Genomic DNA, 18,533 nt, shown 5'->3' with positions numbered 1-18,533 from the left:
ATCTCCGACAATTCGTGGGCTTCCAGTGCGGCCCGTCGATCGTGTTAGCATCTACGCCCATGAAGCTTTTCAGACTATTCAGCAGCCTGTTTCTGATGACCATGAGTGCAGCGGCGCTTGCACAGACCCGCCTCGACGTCAGGATCAAGCCCGCCAACCCGGAAGTCAAGGCCAACGTCGAAGGGTATGTGGGGGACCTGGGCGAGCGTGACGTTCAGGCACTGCGTAACTTCAGCCTGGGTGCCGAACAGCAGGCAGAGAAAGCGGCTCAGGCGCTTGGCTATTATCAGGCGCAGATCGACAGCGAGATCAAGGACGCTGACCAGCCGCGTCTGGTGATCAATATCCAGCCGGGCGAGCCGATTCACCTGCGCAATGTGGTAATCCGCGTCGAGGGTCCGGCAGCATCGCTGAAAGCCTTTCGGGTACCCAAAAGCGACGCGCTGAAAACCGGCGCGGTGCTCAATCATGGCAATTATGAGGATGCCAAACGCCTGATCCAGAATCAGGCGTCGCGTTACGGCTTTTTCAGCGGCCACTTTACCAGCCAGCGCCTGGCTATTGACCCGCGAGCCGGGCTTGCCGACATCGAGCTGGTCTATGACAGTGGTCCGCGCTACTCGCTGGGCAAGGTCATGTTCAGTGGCAATGCGCCCTTCGATGAAGATTTGCTCAAGCGCATGGTGCCGTTCAAGGAAAATACTCCTTACGATTCACAACTGATCGCCGAATTGACCCAGGCCATGCAGGGCAGTGGCTATTTTGAAGGCGTGCGGGTCGATGCCGCGCCTACCGCAGCTGACCATCAGGTCATTCCGGTAACCGTTCAGCTTGAAACCCGTAAACCCCGAACCATGGGCCTTGGCCTGGGGTACTCAACCGATGTCGGTCCGCGTGGCAAAGCCAACTGGACACGACACTGGGCCAATCCACAAGGGCACAGCTACGGGTTCGAATCGGAAATATCCGCGCCTCGGCAGAATGTCGGCCTGTGGTACGACGTGCCGCTCGATCCGCCGTTGACCGATAAACTGCGTTATGCCGGTGGCTATCAATACGAAGAGATTGCTGGAACCGACAGCCTCAGCAAGCTGCTGACTGCTGGGCCCGAATGGCACAGCAAACTGCCCAGCGGCTGGGAACGGGTTATCTCACTGAAATGGCAGCGTGAAGAATACCGGCTGGGCGACGATTCGGGTCTGAGCACGCTGCTAATGCCCGGCATCAGTTATTCGTACCTGCGCAGCGATAACAGTATCGATCCCCACCAGGGCTACCGTTTACAGTTCGACACCCAGGTGGCCAAAGAGGGCATGTTGTCGGATGCCAATCTGGTGCATGCCAATGTGCTGCTCAAAGGGCTGACGACAGTCGCTCAGAACCATCGCTTTCTCGGGCGCGTGCAACTGGGCGGCAACCTGACTGACGGTTACACCTCGATACCGCCGTCGCTGCGTTTTTTTGCCGGTGGCGATCAAAGCGTACGAGGGTATGACTACCAGAAACTGTCACCGACCAACTCGGACGGCGACCGCATTGGTGGGCGTTACATGTTTGCCGGGAGCGTCGAGTACCAGTATTCCATTGCCGATAAATGGCGGCTCGCGACTTTCATCGATCAGGGCAACTCATTCAACAGTCTGGACAAGCCAGACCTGAAAACCGGCGTCGGTTTTGGGGTGCGCTGGGTATCTCCGGTGGGTCCATTGCGTCTCGATCTGGCGCACGCGCTGGATGACGACGGTGGCATTCGCCTGCACTTCTCGATGGGGCCGGAACTGTGAACAGGATGAACATCAGGCGTGGTGCAACGATTGCCGGACTGAGCGTGATCGCGTTACTGCTGCTGGTGATCGTCAGCGTCGGGGTGTTGATTGGAACCCAGGCAGGCAGCCGCTGGGCGCTGGCTCGCGTGCCCGGTGTGCAACTGGAAAACTTTCAGGGCCGCCTGGGCGGGCAGTGGAGTGCCGAGCGCCTGGTGTGGCAGCAAGGCGCAGACCGTGTCGAGGTGCATTCTGTCGATTTCGCCTGGACGCCAGCCTGCCTGCTGAAGATGACCTTATGCATTGATCGCCTGCACGCGAGTCAAGTACTGCTGCGCTTTCCTCCAAGCAGTGCGCCGAGCGACGAAGGCCCCATGAATTTGCCAGTCGTCAAGTTGCCGCTCGCCCTGCAACTGGGTGATATACAGCTGGGCAGCCTGCAACTGGATGGCGTCGAACAGCTGCGCGACCTCAAGCTGGCGGCGCACTGGACCGCCGAAGGCTTGCAAATCGACAGCGCGCACCTGCAACGTGATGCGCTGGTGCTGGACCTCAATGGTCTGCTGAAGCCCGAGGGCGACTGGCCATTGAGCGTAAAAGGTCAGCTGCAACTGCCGCCACAGGACGGTCAGCCCTGGACGCTGGCGCTGGATATTCACGGTGACGTGCTCAAGACCCTGCAACTCAAGGCGGACAGCAGCGGCTATCTACCAGGGCAACTGACCGGTGAGCTGCAACCTTTGGCCGAGCATTTGCCAGCACGATTGAAACTGACGGCAGAACATTTCAAACCCAGCGCAGCATTGCCCGATACCCTGCAACTCGACCAACTGCTGTTGACTGCCGAAGGCGATCTCGACTCGGGTTACCAGATCAACGGCACTGCCAGCCTGCCCGCAGAAAAAGGCCCTGTAGCGTTGTCGTTGCAGGGGCGTGCGGATGCCAACGGGGCAACCATTGCAGCGCTTGATCTGGCCGCCAACGATCAACAGCGTCTGGCCATCAACGGCACGTTGAACTGGCAGAGTGGTTTCTCGGCTGATGCGAGCATCGACTGGCTGGATTTCCCTTGGCAGCGTCTGTATCCGCTGGCGTCCGAACCGCAAGTGTCGTTGCACGCCTTCAAAGGTGAGATTTCCTACACCGACGGCAATTATCTTGGCAATTTCAACGCCAGCCTCAAAGGACCTGCTGGCGCGTTCACGCTGATCAGTCCCTTCAGCGGCAATTTGCAGGAAGTCCATCTGCCGCAACTGGAGCTGGTCGCAGGGCAGGGCAAGGCCAGCGGTTTCCTGAACCTGCAATTTGCCAATGGCGTTGGCTGGGACACTGCACTGGACCTGAGCGCGCTGGACCCTTCATTCTGGGTTGCCGAATTGCCCGGCACACTGGCAGGGCCCTTGCGCAGCAAAGGTCAACGGGTCAACGAGAAGCTTGAACTGACTGCCGACCTGGACCTCAAGGGACGTCTGCGTGGCCAGCCTGCGCTGCTGCAAGCCAAGGCTGACGGTCTTGATCAGCAGTGGAATGTCAGCAATGTGAACATTCGATTGGGTGACAACCGGGTTCAGGGTAATGGCAGTTTGCAGGAGCGTCTCAAAGGGCAGCTGGATCTTGACCTGCCGCGTCTGGCTCAGTTGTGGCCACGTTTGCAGGGGCAGGCCAAAGGCAGGCTCGACCTGTCAGGAACGCTTCAGGCACCGCAAGGGCAACTGGCATTGCAGGGCAGTCAGCTCGCCTTGCAGGACAATCGTCTGCAAAGCCTGACTCTCAATGCCCGCCTGGATCAATCGCAGCGCGCGACCATCAACCTAAAGGGCGTTGGCATTCAAGCAGGCGACACCGGGTTGGGTACGTTGCTGGTGGACGGTCAGGGTACGCTCAAGGCGCAACAATTGAAGCTGGACCTGCAAGGGCCGTTGCTCAAGCTTGCGATCGCATTGGACGGCGGCCTTGACAAGGGCGACTGGCGCGGTCGGCTGGCCAGCGGCACCGTACAGAGCGGCGGACAGAACTGGCGTTTGCAGCAACCGGCGAAGATTGAACGCCTGGCCGATGGTCGGCTGAACTTCGGTGCGCATTGCTGGCTGTCCGGCGCCTCCAGCCTGTGCGGTGGCGATCAACGACTGATGCCGGAGCCACGTTTGCGCTATCAGCTAAAGAACTTTCCGCTCGACAGCCTGGCGCAATGGATGCCAAAGGATTTTGCCTGGAAGGGCGCGCTGAATGCCGACGTTCAGCTTGATCTTCCCGCAGCGGGCCCCTCCGGCAAGGTTACGATTGATGCCGGAGGCGGCACGCTGCGGGTGCGCAACAAAGACCAGTGGCTGGACTTTCCGTACCAGGCACTCAAACTCGACACCACACTGGCACCCAGACGTATCGATACGCGTCTGGATTTCGAAGGCGGCAAGCTGGGCCGGTTACTGCTCAATGCGCAGATCGATCCACTGGCCAGAGACAAGCCTCTGTCAGGCGATTTCAGTCTCTCCGGGCTGGACATCTCGGTGGCACGACCCTTTGCGCCAATGGTGCAGAAACTCAATGGCCGCCTGAACGGCAATGGCCGATTGTCAGGCAGCTTGCTGGCACCTCTGGTCAATGGCAGCGTGATACTTGAAGGTGGTGAAGTGGCGGGTGCCGAGTTGCCGATGGAACTGCATGACCTCAAGGTGCAGGCGTTGATCGCCGGGGAGAGCGTACAGCTCACCGGTGGCTGGAAAAGTGGCAGCACCGGGCAGGGGAGCATCGGCGGTCAGGTGGCCTGGGGGCAGAATCTGAACGTTGATGTGAGCCTCAAGGGCGCGCGTCTGCCGATCAATGTCGAGCCCTACGCGGAAGTGGAGGTAGCGCCTGACCTGAAAATTTCCATGCAGGGTGAGCGATTGGCTATTTCCGGCAAGGTGCTGGTGCCCAAGGGGGCGATCACCGTGCGTGAGCTGCCGCCGTCTACGGTCAAGCTCTCGGGTGATACGGTGATCGTCGGGCAGCAGACCGAGGAGGGCGCGCCACCGCTGGCAGTGGCCATGGATATCGATGTGGAGGTTGGTCAGGAAAAGCTCGCCTTCAGCGGTTTCGGGCTTACTGCCAATCTGGTCGGAAGGGTGCACATTGGCGACAACCTGGACACCCGTGGTGAGCTGAACCTGAACGACGGCCGTTACCGTGCCTACGGGCAGCGGCTGACCATCCGCAAGGCGCGCCTGCTGTTTGCAGGCCCTGTGGACCAGCCCTATCTGGATATCGAGGCCATTCGCCAGACAGATGACGTGATCGCAGGCATTCGTCTGACCGGCAGTGCCGAGCAACCCACCACCGAAGTGTTTTCCGAACCCGCGATGAGCCAGGAGCAGGCGCTCTCCTATCTGGTCATGGGCAGACCGCTGAGTACCTCGGGCGAAGACAACAACATGGTCGCTCAGGCTGCACTGGCGCTTGGCGTTGCCGGTAGCTCGTCGACCACCGGCAAGCTTGCGGACAATCTGGGTATCAAGGACTTCGAGCTGGATACCTCGGGAACCGGCGACAAGACCAATGTGGTTGCCAGCGGCAAAATCACCGAGAAGCTCAGCCTGCGTTATGGTGTCGGCGTGTTTGAACCGGCCAATACCATTGCGTTGCGCTATCTGCTCAGCAAGCGCGTGTACCTTGAGGCTGCAAGCGGTGTTGCCAGTTCGCTGGATATTTTCTATAAAAGAGACTTCTGAATATTGGCCTGCGGCTGTAGTGGCGCTGGCCTGCGTTCAACCGGTTTACCCTGTTAAAACAGTGTGACCCTTCTCACGCTCTCTCTATTCAGGCTGCCGGTAATCATGGATCGATTCAACGCCATGCGCGTATTCACCCGTATCGTCGAGCTGGGCGGTTTCGCCAGGGCGGCCGAGAGCCTGCACATGCCCCGTGCATCCGTGACGATTCTGATCAAACAACTGGAAGCTCACCTGGGCGTGCAGCTCTTGCAACGCACTACGCGTCAGGTCAGCACCACGCCTGACGGCAAGGCCTACTACCAGCGCTGCGTAAGCCTGCTGGCCGATCTGGATGACGCCGAAGCTTCCTTCTCTGCGGCAGGTGCCGAGCCCAAGGGGTTGCTGCGCGTTGACCTGCCAGTGAGCCTTGGGCGCATGATCGTGATACCCGCTTTGCCTGAATTTGCCCGGCGCTACCCGCAGATCCGGCTGGAAATCGGCATGAGCGACAGACCGGCCGACCTGATCCGCGAGGGCGTGGACTGTGTCTTGCGCGCCGGAGCAGCATTGGACGAAACGCTGGTCGCCAGGCCGCTGGGCAGCCTGACCCAGATCACTTGCGCCAGTCGCGATTACCTGCAGCGATACGGTACGCCGCTAAATCTGCCGGACCTCGCGCAACATCAGGTAATTGAATATTTCTCGACCAGCACCGGCAAACGCTATGGTCTGGAGTTCATGGCCGGTGGCGTGGAGGTCGATCAAGCGTTGGCCTGTTCTATTTCGGTCAACAGTGCCGACGGTTATGTAGCGGCTTGCGAGGCGGGTTTCGGCCTGATACAGGTGCCGCGTTACCATGTCGCCGCACAGTTGCGCAGCGGCATACTGGTCGAGGTGCTGCGGTTGCATCGTCCGCCGCCGCTGGCGTTGACGGTGCTTTACCCACCTCATCGCCAGTTGTCACGACGCATCAGGGTATTCGTCGATTGGCTGGTGGAATTATGTGCCCACCCAGATATCAGGGACAGACTGGTTTCCTGAGAAAAATCGGAATTATCCTATATAGGACACGGCACACTTTCGTGTTTAACTTCCGGTTCTTTTATTCATCTCAAAAAAGGAATGTGTTTCATGGCTCAAGTAACCCTCAAAGGCGGCCCTGTTCAAGTCAATGGCAAGCTGCCTGAAGTCGGCAGCAAGGCACCTGCCTTCACGCTGGTGGGTGAAGGTCTTGCCGACAAGACCCTGGCTGACTTCGCTGGCAAGCGCAAGGTGCTGAACATTTTTCCGAGCGTCGATACACCGACCTGTGCAACGTCGGTACGCAAATTCAACGCCCAGGCAAACGAGCTGAGCAATGCTGTTGTTCTGTGTATCTCTGCTGACCTGCCGTTTGCCCAGTCCCGCTTCTGCGGCTCCGAAGGTCTGGAAAACGTCAAGAACCTGTCTTCTTTCCGCGCTGCCGATTTCAGCGAGCATTACGGCGTTGCAATTGCAGACGGTCCACTGAAAGGTCTGACCGCTCGTGCGGTGGTTGTTCTGGACGAAAACGACAAAGTGCTGCACAGCGAACTGGTAACAGAGATCGCTAACGAACCCGACTACGACGCTGCATTGGCTGTGCTTAAGTAACTTTCCGCAACACTTCGACGGCCTGAATCCGCTCAGGCCGTTTTTTTGTTTGTGCTTCATACGTTTATCGAAAGTAAGCGCTTGGTAAAGGCGCTTTGCTTGTAACGCATCTGTGCTTATTGTTCAGCCTTCTGAAGAACCCCACCTGTAATGGTTGATTTATTCATGCAATCGTCTGGCTCTCGTAAATCCCGTCGCTGGTTGATCAGTTTGTTGATCCTGTTGGCCATTGTTGCCCTGTGCTGGTGGCTCTGGCCTGCCTCCACTCCCGGCAAAGGGGCCGAGAGCAAGAAGCATGGTGCAGGTGGCATGGCGCGGCCTGGCTTCGGTGCATCGGCTGCCGCTGTCCCGGTGCGGGTCGCCCCGGCAACCGAAGGCGATTTCCCTATCTACTACAAGGCGCTTGGCACGGTAACGGCGATGAATACCATCAATGTGCGCAGCCGTGTGGCGGGAGAGCTGGTCAAGCTTTATTTCCAGGAAGGGCAGATGGTCAAGGCGGGTGACCTGCTGGCGGAAATCGATCCGCGCAGCTATCAGGTCGCATTGCAGCAGGCGGAAGGTACGCTGGCCACCAATCAGGCGCTGCTCAAGAATGCTCAGCTCGACGTACAGCGTTACCGTGGGCTTTTTGCCGAGGACAGTATTGCCAAGCAGACCCTCGACACTGCCGAGTCGCTGGTCAATCAGTACAAAGGCACGATCAAGACCAATCAGGCTGCCGTGGCTGACGCGAAGCTGAGCCTGGACTTCACACGCATTCGTGCGCCTATTGCAGGTCGTGTCGGCCTCAAACAGCTGGATGTCGGCAACCTGGTTGCCGCCAACGACACCACGGCGCTGGTGGTGATTACCCAGACCCAGCCCATATCGGTCGCCTTCACGCTCCCGGAAAAGGACCTGTCGAAAGTCATTTCCCGCTACCGTACCGGCGACAAGCTGCCCGTCGAAGCCTGGGACCGGGGCGATACGAAAATGCAGGCTTCCGGTGTACTCGCCAGCCTCGATAACCAGATCGATGTGACGACCGGCACACTGAAGTTCAAGGCCCGTTTCGATAACGGTGACGAGATCCTGTTCCCCAACCAGTTCGTCAATGTGCGTCTGCGCGCCGATACGTTGAAACAGGTGACGCTGGTGCCAACGGCTGCCGTGCAGTTCGGCACCGACGGGACCTTTGTCTATGTCCTGGACGGTGACAAGAAGGTCAAACTCAAACTGTTGAAGACAGGCCCGAGCGACGAGACATCGACGGTGATTACCGAAGGTCTGGCAGCCGGAGAACGGGTCGTGCTCGAAGGCACCGACCGCCTGCGCGACGGCGCTGAAGTCGAGGTCGTCAACGACAGCAAGGATGTACCGGCGGGTCCGGTTCAGAAGCTGCAGGGCAAGCCTGACAGCAAGACAGACAAGTCGGCAGCACTCGGCAAGGTGGAAAAACCAAACGTATGAACATGTCGCGCCTGTTCATCCTGCGTCCGGTTGCCACCACGCTGAGTATGCTGGCAATCGTCCTGGCGGGTCTGATCGCCTACACCTTGCTGCCGGTGTCGGCGCTGCCTCAGGTCGACTATCCGACCATTCGGGTGATGACGCTGTATCCCGGTGCCAGTCCGCAGGTCATGACCAGCTCCGTCACTGCGCCTCTTGAGCGTCAATTCGGGCAGATACCCGGTTTGACCCAGATGGCCTCGACGAGCTCGGGCGGCGCGTCGGTCATTACCTTGCGTTTCAGCCTCGAAATCAATATGGATGTGGCTGAGCAGCAGGTCCAGGCCGCGATCAACGCGGCCACCAACCTTCTGCCTACCGATCTTCCGGCACCGCCGGTCTATAACAAGGTCAACCCGGCAGACACGCCGGTTCTGACCCTGGCGATTACCTCGAAAACCATGCTGCTGCCCAAGCTCAATGATCTGGTCGATACACGCATGGCGCAGAAAATCTCGCAGATCAGCGGTGTCGGCATGGTCAGCATTGCCGGCGGCCAGCGTCAGGCTGTGCGGATCAAGGTCAATCCGGAAGCGCTGGCCGCCAACAGCCTGAACCTGTCTGATGTGCGGACCCTGATCGGCGCGTCCAACGTCAACCAGCCCAAGGGTAACTTCGACGGGCCAACCCGGGTTTCGATGCTGGATGCCAACGACCAGTTGAAGTCTCCAGAGGAGTACGCCAACCTTATTCTGGCCTACAAGGATGGCGCTCCCCTGCGTCTGAAGGATGTGGCCGAAATCGTCGACGGTGCCGAAAACGAACGTCTGGCGGCCTGGGCCAATCGGAGTCAGGCGGTGCTGCTGAACATTCAGCGCCAGCCGGGCGCCAACGTGATCGAAGTGGTCGACCGGATCAAGGCATTGCTGCCGTCAATCACCGAGAACCTTCCGGCCGGCCTCGACGTCGTGGTCCTGACGGACCGCACTCAGACGATCCGCGCGTCGGTGACCGATGTTCAGCACGAACTGTTGATCGCGATTATCTTGGTGGTGCTGGTAACCTTCCTGTTCCTGCGTCGTTTCAGCGCGACGATCATTCCCTCTATCGCCGTCCCGCTGTCACTGGTAGGCACCTTCGGCGTCATGTACCTGGCGGGCTTCTCGGTCAACAACCTCACGCTGATGGCCATGACCATCGCGACCGGTTTCGTTGTTGATGACGCCATCGTGATGCTGGAAAACATCTCCCGGCATATCGAGGAGGGCGAAACACCTCTGCAGGCCGCCCTGAAGGGCGCGAAACAGATCGGTTTCACCCTGATTTCCCTGACCCTGTCGCTGATTGCAGTACTGATCCCGCTGTTATTCATGGCTGATGTGGTCGGGCGGCTGTTTCGCGAGTTCGCGATAACCCTGGCAGTCGCCATCCTGATATCGCTGGTGGTATCGCTGACCCTGACGCCCATGATGTGCGCGCGGTTGCTCAAGCGCGAGCCAAAGGAAGAAGAGCAGAGCCGTTTCTATCGTGCCAGCGGTGCCTGGATCGACTGGCTGATCGATATCTACGCGGGCGGGTTGCGCTGGGTGCTCAGGCATCAACCACTGACCCTGTTGGCGGCATTGGCCACTCTGGCACTGACTGTGCTGCTGTACATCGTTGTGCCCAAGGGCTTCTTTCCGGTGCAGGACACCGGCGTGATCCAGGGTATTTCGGAAGCGCCACAGTCGGTCTCCTTTGCTGCCATGAGCCAGCGTCAGAAGGCGCTGGCTGACATCATTCTCAAAGACCCTGCAGTGGTCAGTCTGTCTTCCTACATTGGTGTTGACGGTGATAACGCAACGCTCAACAGCGGGCGTCTGCTGATCAACCTCAAGCCCCACGCAGAGCGTGACCTCACCGCATCCGAGGTGATCCAGCGCCTGCAGCCAGAGGTAGACAAGCTTTCGGACATTCGTCTGTTCATGCAGCCGGTGCAAGACCTGACCATTGAAGACCGGGTCAGTCGTACTCAGTACCAGTTCAGCATGTCATCGCCCGACGCCGAGCTGCTGACGCTGTGGAGCGAAAGGCTGGTCGAGGCGCTCGGCAAACGGTCCGAGTTGACGGATGTGGCCAGCGACCTGCAGGACAAGGGCCTGCAGGTATATCTGAACATCGATCGTGATGCGGCCAGTCGGGTAGGGGTCACCGTTGCAGATATTACCGATGCGCTGTACGACGCATTCGGTCAGCGACAGATTTCCACCATCTATACCCAGGCCAGCCAGTACCGCGTGGTGCTGCAAGCCGCGTCGGGCAGTGAGCTCGGTCCTGCCGCACTTGAGCAGATCCACGTCAAGACCACCGATGGCGCACAGGTAAAACTGTCGAGCCTGGCACGCGTCGAGCAGCGTCAGGCGCAGTTGGCCATCGCTCACCTCGGGCAGTTTCCGGCAGTGATGATGTCGTTCAACCTTGCGCCCGGCGTTGCATTGGGCAAGGCCGTGCAGGTCATCGAACAGGTTGAGCAGGACATCGGCATGCCGATTGGTGTGCAGACCCAGTTTCAGGGCGCTGCCGAGGCATTTCAGGCATCGTTGTCGAGCACGTTGCTGCTGATTCTGGCGGCTGTAGTGACCATGTACATCGTGCTGGGCGTGCTCTACGAGAGCTATATCCACCCGATCACCATCCTCTCGACACTGCCGTCGGCAGCAGTGGGTGCCTTGCTGGCCTTGCTGATCAGCGGAAATGATCTGGGGATGATCGCGATCATCGGTATCATTTTGCTGATCGGCATCGTCAAGAAGAACGCGATCATGATGATCGACTTCGCGCTCGACGCAGAGCGCAACCGGGGTGTTGCACCGGAAACGGCGATCTACGAAGCGGCGCTGCTGCGTTTCCGGCCGATTCTCATGACCACCCTGGCAGCATTGTTCGGCGCCATTCCGTTGATGCTTGCCAGCGGCTCCGGCGCAGAGTTGCGCCAGCCACTGGGGCTGGTGATGGTCGGCGGTCTGCTGGTCAGCCAGGTACTGACGCTGTTTACCACGCCGGTCATCTATCTGTATTTCGACCGGCTTGGCCGTCGCTGGAGTCGCAGGCCTGCCGACCCGGACCGGCTGGAACGGGCTGACGCATGAACCTGTCCGCACCGTTTATCCGTCGCCCGGTTGCGACCGTACTGCTGAGCCTGGCGATCCTGCTGCTGGGCGCGGTCAGCTTCCGCTTGTTGCCGGTCGCGCCGTTGCCGAATATGGACTTCCCGGTAATTGTGGTGTCCGCCAGTCTGGCGGGTGCCAGCCCCGAGGTAATGGCCTCCACTGTGGCCACTCCGCTGGAGCGTTCGCTGGGCAGTATTGCCGGGGTCAATACCATGACCAGCAATTCAAGCCAGGGCACGACACGGATCATTCTGCAGTTCGATCTCAATCGCGACATCAATGGCGCGGCGCGGGAAGTGCAGGCGGCAATCAATGCTTCACGCAACCTGCTGCCCAGCGGTATGCGCAGCATGCCGACCTACAAGAAGGTCAACCCGTCCCAGGCGCCGATTATGGTCCTGTCTATGACGTCGACGGTGCTGGAAAAAGGTCAGCTTTACGACCTGGCATCCACCATCCTGTCACAGAGCCTGTCGCAGGTTTCCGGGGTCGGCGAAGTGCAGATCGGCGGCAGTTCGCTGCCAGCGGTGCGTATCGAGCTGGAGCCACAGATGCTCTCCCAGTACGGCGTATCGCTTGACGACGTGCGTACCGCGATTACCGGTGCGAACGTGCGGCGGCCAAAGGGTTTTGTGGAGGATGATCAGCATAACTGGCAGGTTCAGGCCAACGACCAGCTGGAAACCGCAAAGGACTATGCGCCGCTGATCATTCGCTACAAGGATGGGGCGACCTTGCGCCTCAAGGACGTCGCGAAAGTCAGCGATGCCGTGGAAGATCGCTACAACAGCGGGTTTTATAACAATAACCGGGCGGTGTTACTGGTCGTCAACCGCCAGGCGGGTGCCAACATCATTGAAACCGTGGCGCAGATCAAGGCGCAATTGCCAGCCCTGCGGGCCGTGCTGCCTGCCAGCGTGAGCCTCAACGTCGCGATGGATCGCTCGCCGGTGATCAAGGCGACGCTTCACGAGGCAGAGATGACCCTGCTGATTGCCGTGGTTCTGGTGGTGATGGTGGTATTTCTGTTTCTCGGCAGTTTTCGCGCATCGCTGATCCCCACTCTGGCGGTTCCGGTATCGCTGGTAGGCACCTTTGCGATCATGCACCTGCTCGGTTTTTCCCTGAACAATCTGTCGTTGATGGCCTTGATCCTCGCCACCGGACTTGTGGTGGACGATGCAATCGTGGTGCTGGAAAACATTTCCCGGCACATTCACAACGGTCTCGACCCCATGAAAGCGGCCTTTCTGGGGGCCAAAGAGGTGGGCTTCACCTTGCTGTCGATGAACGTCTCGCTGGTGGCGGTGTTCATTTCCATTCTGTTCATGGGTGGGCTGGTCGAAAGTCTGTTTCGCGAGTTTTCCATTACCTTGTCGGTGTCGATCGTCGTCTCGCTGATCGTATCCCTGACCCTGACGCCGATGTTGTGCGCGCGCTGGCTCAAACCCCACGATTCGGGCAAGGACAATGCCTTTCAGCGCTGGAGCGAGCGGGTCAACGACCGCATGGTCGCTGGCTATGACCGCTCGCTCGGCTGGGTCATGCGGCATCGCAGGCTGACACTGCTCAGCCTGCTGATTACCGTTGTGGTGAATGTCGCGCTGTATGTGGTGGTGCCCAAGACCTTTCTGCCACAGCAGGACACCGGGCAACTGATGGGTTTTGTACGCGGTGACGACGGTCTTTCGTTCTCGGTCATGCAGCCGAAAATGGAAATCTTTCGCCGTTCGATTCTGGCAGACCCTGCGGTGGAGAGCGTTGCCGGTTTTATCGGCGGTAGCGGTGGCACCAATAACGCCTTCATGATCGTACGCCTCAAGCCGATTGCCGAGCGCAAGCTGTCTGCCGAAAAAGTGGTCGAGCGCCTGCGCAAGAACATGCCGCATGTGCCCGGTGGCAGACTATTTCTGGCGCCTGATCAGGACCTGCAACTGGGGGGTGGTCGCGAGCAGACCAGTTCGCAGTATCAGTACATTGTGCAAAGTGCAGACCTGAGCAGCCTGCGGCTGTGGTATCCGAAGATCGTTGCGGCGCTCAAATCGATTCCGGAGCTGACGGCCATTGACGCCAGGGAAGGGCGTGGGGCGCAGCAAGTGACCCTGGTGGTCAATCGTGATACGGCCAAACGGCTGGGCATCGATATGAACATGGTCACGGCGGTGCTCAACAATGCCTACAGCCAGCGTCAGGTCTCGACCATCTATGACAGCCTTAACCAGTACAAGGTGGTGATGGAGGTCAATCCCAAATACGCTCAGGACCCGGCGACGCTCGAGCAGGTTCAGGTGATTACTGCCGACGGGCAGCGCGTGCCGCTGTCGAGCATTGCTCATTACGAGCGCAGTCTGGCGAATGATCGGGTTTCGCATGACGGTCAGTTCGCTGCCGAAAACATTTCCTTTGATCTGGCCGAAGGTGCCAGCCTCGACAAGGCGACGGTGGCTATCGAGCGCGCAATTGCCGCCATCGGACTGCCGTCCGACATCATTTCCAAGATGGCCGGGACCGCCAACGCCTTCGCTTCAACCCAGAAAAGCCAGCCCTGGATGATTCTCGGTGCGTTGCTGGCGGTGTATCTGGTGCTGGGGATTCTTTATGAAAGCTACATCCATCCATTGACGATCCTCTCGACGCTGCCATCGGCCGGTGTGGGCGCATTGCTGACGATCTACGTGCTGGGCAGCGAATTCAGCCTGATCTCCCTGTTGGGGCTGTTCCTGCTGATTGGCGTGGTGAAGAAGAACGCAATCATGATGATCGACCTGGCCCTGCACCTTGAGCGTGATCAGGGAATGACGCCGCAAGAGTCGATCCGCAGCGCTTGTCTGCAACGCCTACGCCCCATTCTGATGACCACAATGGCCGCCATTCTGGGTGCATTGCCGTTGCTGCTGAGTACCGCGGAAGGCGCTGAAATGCGCAAACCGCTGGGCCTGACCATTATTGGTGGACTGATCTTCAGCCAGGTCCTGACTCTCTACACCACCCCGGTGGTTTACCTTTATCTCGACCGTCTGCGCCACCGTTACAATAAATGGCGTGGCGTGCGTACCGATGCTGCTCTGGAAACCCCGCTATGACCGAACGCCTGGCCTTTATATCCCGCCCGACAGGGCTGATTCGTCCACTCGCGCTGGGGCTCTGCGTTGTGCTGCTCAGCGCTTGTGCTGTCGGTCCTGATTACCAGACGCCGTCGATGGCCGCGCCTGCGCAGTTCAAGGCCGCCGAAGGCTGGCGTGCAGCCACACCCGGTGACGCGATGGCCAAAGGTGCATGGTGGGAGGTGTACAGGGATCCGCAACTGAACTCGCTGATCGAACGGCTCAACACCTCCAACCAGACCGTCGCCCAGTACGATGCGCAGTACCGGCAGGCACAAGCACTGGTGCGTAGCTCCAGAGGCGCATTTCTGCCGACACTGGATCTGACCACCGGCAAGACCCGCTCGGGGCAGGGCACAGGCACATCCAATACCGGTACGAATACCGGCGCCTCGGGAATTCGCAACAGTTACAACGCTCAACTGGGCGTCAGTTGGGAAGCCGATGTGTGGGGCAAGTTGCGCCGTGGGCTGGAGGCTGACACCGCCAGTGCGCAGGCAAGTCTTGCGGACCTGGCAGCGATGCGCCTCAGCCTGCAATCGGAGCTGGTGCAGAATTATCTGCAATTGCGGGTCATTGACGAACAGAAACGCCTGCTGGAATCCACTGTGGACACCTATCAGCGTTCCCTGACCCTCACCCAGAATCAATACCGCGCCGGTATTTCAGGAAGTGACGCTGTCGCCCAGGCGCAGACACAGTTGAAAAGCACTCAGGCCGACCTGATCGATCTGGCCTGGCAGCGTGCACAATTCGAGAACGCCATTGCCGTGCTGATGGGTATGGCGCCCGCTGACTTCAATCTGCCGGCCAGCACTTCGATTCCGCAATTGCCGCAGATCCCGCCAGGGCTGCCGTCACAGTTGCTTGAACGCCGACCGGACATTGCCGCGGCCGAACGCTCGGTCATGGCCGCCAATGCCAACATCGGCGTCGCCAAGGCCGCTTACTACCCAGACTTCACGCTGAGCATGAGCGGCGGTTACAGCAGCAGTACGTTCGCCAACTGGATCAGCCTGCCCAACCGCTTCTGGTCGGTAGGGCCGCAACTGGCGTTGACGTTGTTCGACGGTGGCAGGCGGACGGCGGAAGTTGATCGTACCGAGGCCGTGTACGACCAGACTGTCGCCCAGTACCGGCAGACCGTGCTGAATGGTTTTCAGGAAGTCGAAAATTACCTCGTTCAACTCAAGGTCTACGAGCAGGAGGCCACCGTGCGCCAGGAAGCGCTGGTATCGGCTCGCGACTCGTTGCGCCTGACCAACAACCAGTACAAGGCCGGGTTGATCGGTTATCTTGACGTCGTCAACGTACAGGCCACTGCTTTGAGCAATGAACGCAGTGTGCTGAACGTTCTGCAAAGTCGCTTGATTGCCAGCGTTCAGTTGATTGCCGCATTGGGTGGCGGCTGGAATGCCGAAACAGGTTTGACCCTCAGGGAGTGAGTGCTTCACGTGGCAAAGGCGGTTTTTCTTGAACTGTTCGTGATAAATGAAAAATCAATAGCTAGTTGCCATCTTTTCGACCAGATACCGCGACATTTGGCAGCTATTGCGTACAATCATCCCCCGCAGTATCGGCATGGACGCGCTCATTGGGTTCCAGGTGCGTTTATGTTGATTGGCAGCTACACCCCGTCGCTCGTCGTGGTCTCCGTTCTCGTCGCAATTGTTGCTGCGTACACTGCTCTCGATCTGGTTGGCCGTATTATTTCGGCCAGGGGCCGCGCCGTTTATGTATGGATTGCGGGCGGCGCATTCGCAATGGGCGTTGGCAGTTGGTCGACGCACTTCATCGGTATGCTGGCATTCGTCCTGCCTATCGACGTTGGCTATGATGTGCCGTTGGCACTGTTGTCCTTGCTGATCGCAATACTGTCTTCCGGTTTCGCGCTGTGGCTGGCCGCCCGGCCACTATTATCCGCCGCGCAGATTGGCCTGGGTGGGTTGTTGCTGGGGCTTGGCATCAGCGCCATGCATTACACCGGCATGGCGGCAATGCGCATGCAACCCGGCATCGAATACACGCCCTGGTTGTTTGCGCTTTCCCTGGCGATCAGCATTGCCGCCTCTGCGGCGGCGTTATGGATAGCGTTTCGTCTTCGCCAGCAAAGGCCCAGGGTATACCTGATGCGTGCGGTAGCGGCAATTCTGCTGGGAACGGCCATCATCGGTATGCATTACACCGGCATGGCGGCGGCCACCTTTGCCGATGGCAGCTTTTGTGGTGCGTTGCCCGATGGGTTGAGCAGCAATGGACTGGACCGAATTGTTCTGGTCGCCAGTCTTTCGATACTGGGTATCGCGTTGTTCAGTTGTATTCTCGACTCCCACCTCGAGACACGTACCGCTGTCCTGGCCAATTCCCTGACTGAAGCCAATCAGGAGCTTACCCACCTGGCTCTGCATGACAACCTCACCGGACTGCCGAACCGTGTGTTGTTGACGGATCGCATCGAGCAGGCGATGAAGAAAGTCAGCGAAAGCGGCGGCTGCTTTGCGTTGATGTTCATGGACCTGGATGGTTTCAAACCGGTGAATGACGCATTCGGCCACCATACCGGGGACTTGCTGTTGCGGCAGGTCGCTTTGCGTCTTCGTAACAACCTGCACCGGCACGACACGCTGGCAAGGATCGGTGGTGATGAGTTCGTGCTGCTGGTCGAACTGCATGACCCGCAGGATGCGTTGGCTGTCGCAACGGGTCAGGTCAATGAAATAGGCAATCCGTTTACCATCGGCGAGCATCAATTGCAGATCTCGCTGAGCATCGGCATCTGCATGTACCCGGGCAATGGCAATACCCAGCACGAACTTCTGATCAACGCCGATGCCGCCATGTATCACACCAAAGCGGCTGGCAAGAACGGCTACAGCTTTTTCGATGCGTCGATGAACAGCAACGCACGCAATCAGCTGCAGATGTCTCAGGACTTGCGCAAGGCGATCAAGCACAGGCAGTTCTGTATCTATTACCAGCCCAAGTTCGACGCTTTGACCGGATTGCCCCTCGGCGCAGAAGCACTATTGCGCTGGAACCATCCGGAACAAGGCGTTATGGGCCCCGATCAGTTCATCGCCATGGCAGAGAAAACCGGCCTGATCATTCAGATCGGCGAGTGGGTACTGGATGAGGCTTGCCGACAGATGCGTGAGTGGTACACCCAGGGCTACGCGCACTGGCGCATTGCGGTGAACCTGTCAGCGTTGCAGTTCTGTCATGCCGGGCTGGTCACTGCGGTGGCGGATACCCTGGCCAGACATCAGCTCCCGGCCAACTGCCTGACCCTGGAAATCACCGAGACTACGGCCATGCATGACGCCGATGCCAGCCTGGCGGTGTTGCAAAGGCTGTCGGAAATGGGCGTGGATCTATCGATTGACGATTTTGGCACCGGTTACTCCAGCCTGATGTACCTGAAGCGCCTACCCGCCAATGAAATCAAGATTGATCGAGGTTTCGTGCGTGACCTTGAGCATGACACCGACGATGCCGCCATCGTGTCGGCCATCGTTGCGGTAGGGCAGGCGTTGAACCTGCGGATCGTCGCCGAAGGCGTAGAAACAGTGGTTCAGAAGCGCTTCCTGACGCACTTGGGATGCCACTCCCTGCAAGGCTTTCTGCTCGGTTATCCTTTGCCGGCTGAGCAATTTCTCGACGAAATTCGCGCCGCCGAGGCGAAGGCGGCAGTTGACGTGCCCGATGTTGGGCAACCGGCTTTCTGAAGCGCATGGATGGCGCTGGACGGCAAAGGCTGGCACGATC

9 protein-coding genes are annotated in these 18,533 nt (G+C 59.0%); all 9 read left to right on the top strand.

Annotated elements, in window-relative coordinates:
• Nucleotides 1-59 precede the first annotated feature (59 nt).
• Complete coding sequence (locus tag LJU29_RS15155; RefSeq protein WP_257110880.1) at nucleotides 60-1,784, top strand: autotransporter assembly complex protein TamA; 1,725 nt, start codon at nucleotides 60-62, stop codon at nucleotides 1,782-1,784.
• 5 nt (nucleotides 1,785-1,789) lie between these two features.
• On the top strand, nucleotides 1,790-5,470 hold the full coding sequence (locus tag LJU29_RS15150) for a translocation/assembly module TamB domain-containing protein (RefSeq protein WP_257110879.1): 3,681 nt from the start codon (nucleotides 1,790-1,792) through the stop codon (nucleotides 5,468-5,470).
• Nucleotides 5,471-5,575: 105 nt separating this feature from the next.
• On the top strand, nucleotides 5,576-6,493 hold the full coding sequence (locus LJU29_RS15145) for a LysR family transcriptional regulator (RefSeq protein WP_057454064.1): 918 nt from the start codon (nucleotides 5,576-5,578) through the stop codon (nucleotides 6,491-6,493).
• A 90-nt stretch (nucleotides 6,494-6,583) separates the two neighbouring features.
• The gene (gene tpx, locus LJU29_RS15140) at nucleotides 6,584-7,084 is read left to right on the top strand and encodes a thiol peroxidase (protein ID WP_005743607.1); all 501 of its coding nucleotides are present in this window, start codon (nucleotides 6,584-6,586) and stop codon (nucleotides 7,082-7,084) included.
• 150 nt (nucleotides 7,085-7,234) lie between these two features.
• Complete coding sequence (locus LJU29_RS15135) at nucleotides 7,235-8,536, top strand: MdtA/MuxA family multidrug efflux RND transporter periplasmic adaptor subunit (protein WP_057424114.1); 1,302 nt, start codon at nucleotides 7,235-7,237, stop codon at nucleotides 8,534-8,536.
• On the top strand, nucleotides 8,533-11,643 hold the full coding sequence (locus LJU29_RS15130; RefSeq protein WP_257110878.1) for an MdtB/MuxB family multidrug efflux RND transporter permease subunit: 3,111 nt from the start codon (nucleotides 8,533-8,535) through the stop codon (nucleotides 11,641-11,643). The genes LJU29_RS15135 and LJU29_RS15130 overlap by 4 nt, the downstream gene beginning before the upstream one ends.
• The gene (locus LJU29_RS15125) at nucleotides 11,640-14,747 is read left to right on the top strand and encodes an efflux RND transporter permease subunit (RefSeq protein ID WP_257110877.1); all 3,108 of its coding nucleotides are present in this window, start codon (nucleotides 11,640-11,642) and stop codon (nucleotides 14,745-14,747) included. The genes LJU29_RS15130 and LJU29_RS15125 overlap by 4 nt, the downstream gene beginning before the upstream one ends.
• Nucleotides 14,744-16,213, top strand: coding sequence for an efflux transporter outer membrane subunit (locus tag LJU29_RS15120; protein ID WP_257110876.1), 1,470 nt, complete (start codon nucleotides 14,744-14,746; stop codon nucleotides 16,211-16,213). The genes LJU29_RS15125 and LJU29_RS15120 overlap by 4 nt, the downstream gene beginning before the upstream one ends.
• Nucleotides 16,214-16,381: 168 nt before the next feature.
• On the top strand, nucleotides 16,382-18,493 hold the full coding sequence (locus LJU29_RS15115) for a putative bifunctional diguanylate cyclase/phosphodiesterase (protein ID WP_257110875.1): 2,112 nt from the start codon (nucleotides 16,382-16,384) through the stop codon (nucleotides 18,491-18,493).
• Nucleotides 18,494-18,533 lie beyond the last annotated feature (40 nt).

Source organism: Pseudomonas ficuserectae, assembly GCF_024584585.1.
Lineage (GTDB): Bacteria > Pseudomonadota > Gammaproteobacteria > Pseudomonadales > Pseudomonadaceae > Aquipseudomonas > Aquipseudomonas amygdali.
Note: the sequence above shows the minus strand (reverse complement) of the source record. Positions and strands in the feature narration are given on the sequence as shown.

Excerpts from the sequence above, each read along its gene's own strand:
- LJU29_RS15155 (WP_257110880.1), top strand. The coding sequence starts at position 60 with ATGAAGCTTTTCAGACTATTCAGCAGCCTGTTTCTGATGACCATGAGT.
- LJU29_RS15150 (WP_257110879.1), top strand. The coding sequence starts at position 1,790 with ATGAACATCAGGCGTGGTGCAACGATTGCCGGACTGAGCGTGATCGCG.
- LJU29_RS15145 (WP_057454064.1), top strand. The coding sequence starts at position 5,576 with ATGGATCGATTCAACGCCATGCGCGTATTCACCCGTATCGTCGAGCTG.
- tpx (WP_005743607.1), top strand. The coding sequence starts at position 6,584 with ATGGCTCAAGTAACCCTCAAAGGCGGCCCTGTTCAAGTCAATGGCAAG.
- LJU29_RS15135 (WP_057424114.1), top strand. The coding sequence starts at position 7,235 with ATGGTTGATTTATTCATGCAATCGTCTGGCTCTCGTAAATCCCGTCGC.
- LJU29_RS15130 (WP_257110878.1), top strand. The coding sequence starts at position 8,533 with ATGAACATGTCGCGCCTGTTCATCCTGCGTCCGGTTGCCACCACGCTG.
- LJU29_RS15125 (WP_257110877.1), top strand. The coding sequence starts at position 11,640 with ATGAACCTGTCCGCACCGTTTATCCGTCGCCCGGTTGCGACCGTACTG.
- LJU29_RS15120 (WP_257110876.1), top strand. The coding sequence starts at position 14,744 with ATGACCGAACGCCTGGCCTTTATATCCCGCCCGACAGGGCTGATTCGT.
- LJU29_RS15115 (WP_257110875.1), top strand. The coding sequence starts at position 16,382 with ATGTTGATTGGCAGCTACACCCCGTCGCTCGTCGTGGTCTCCGTTCTC.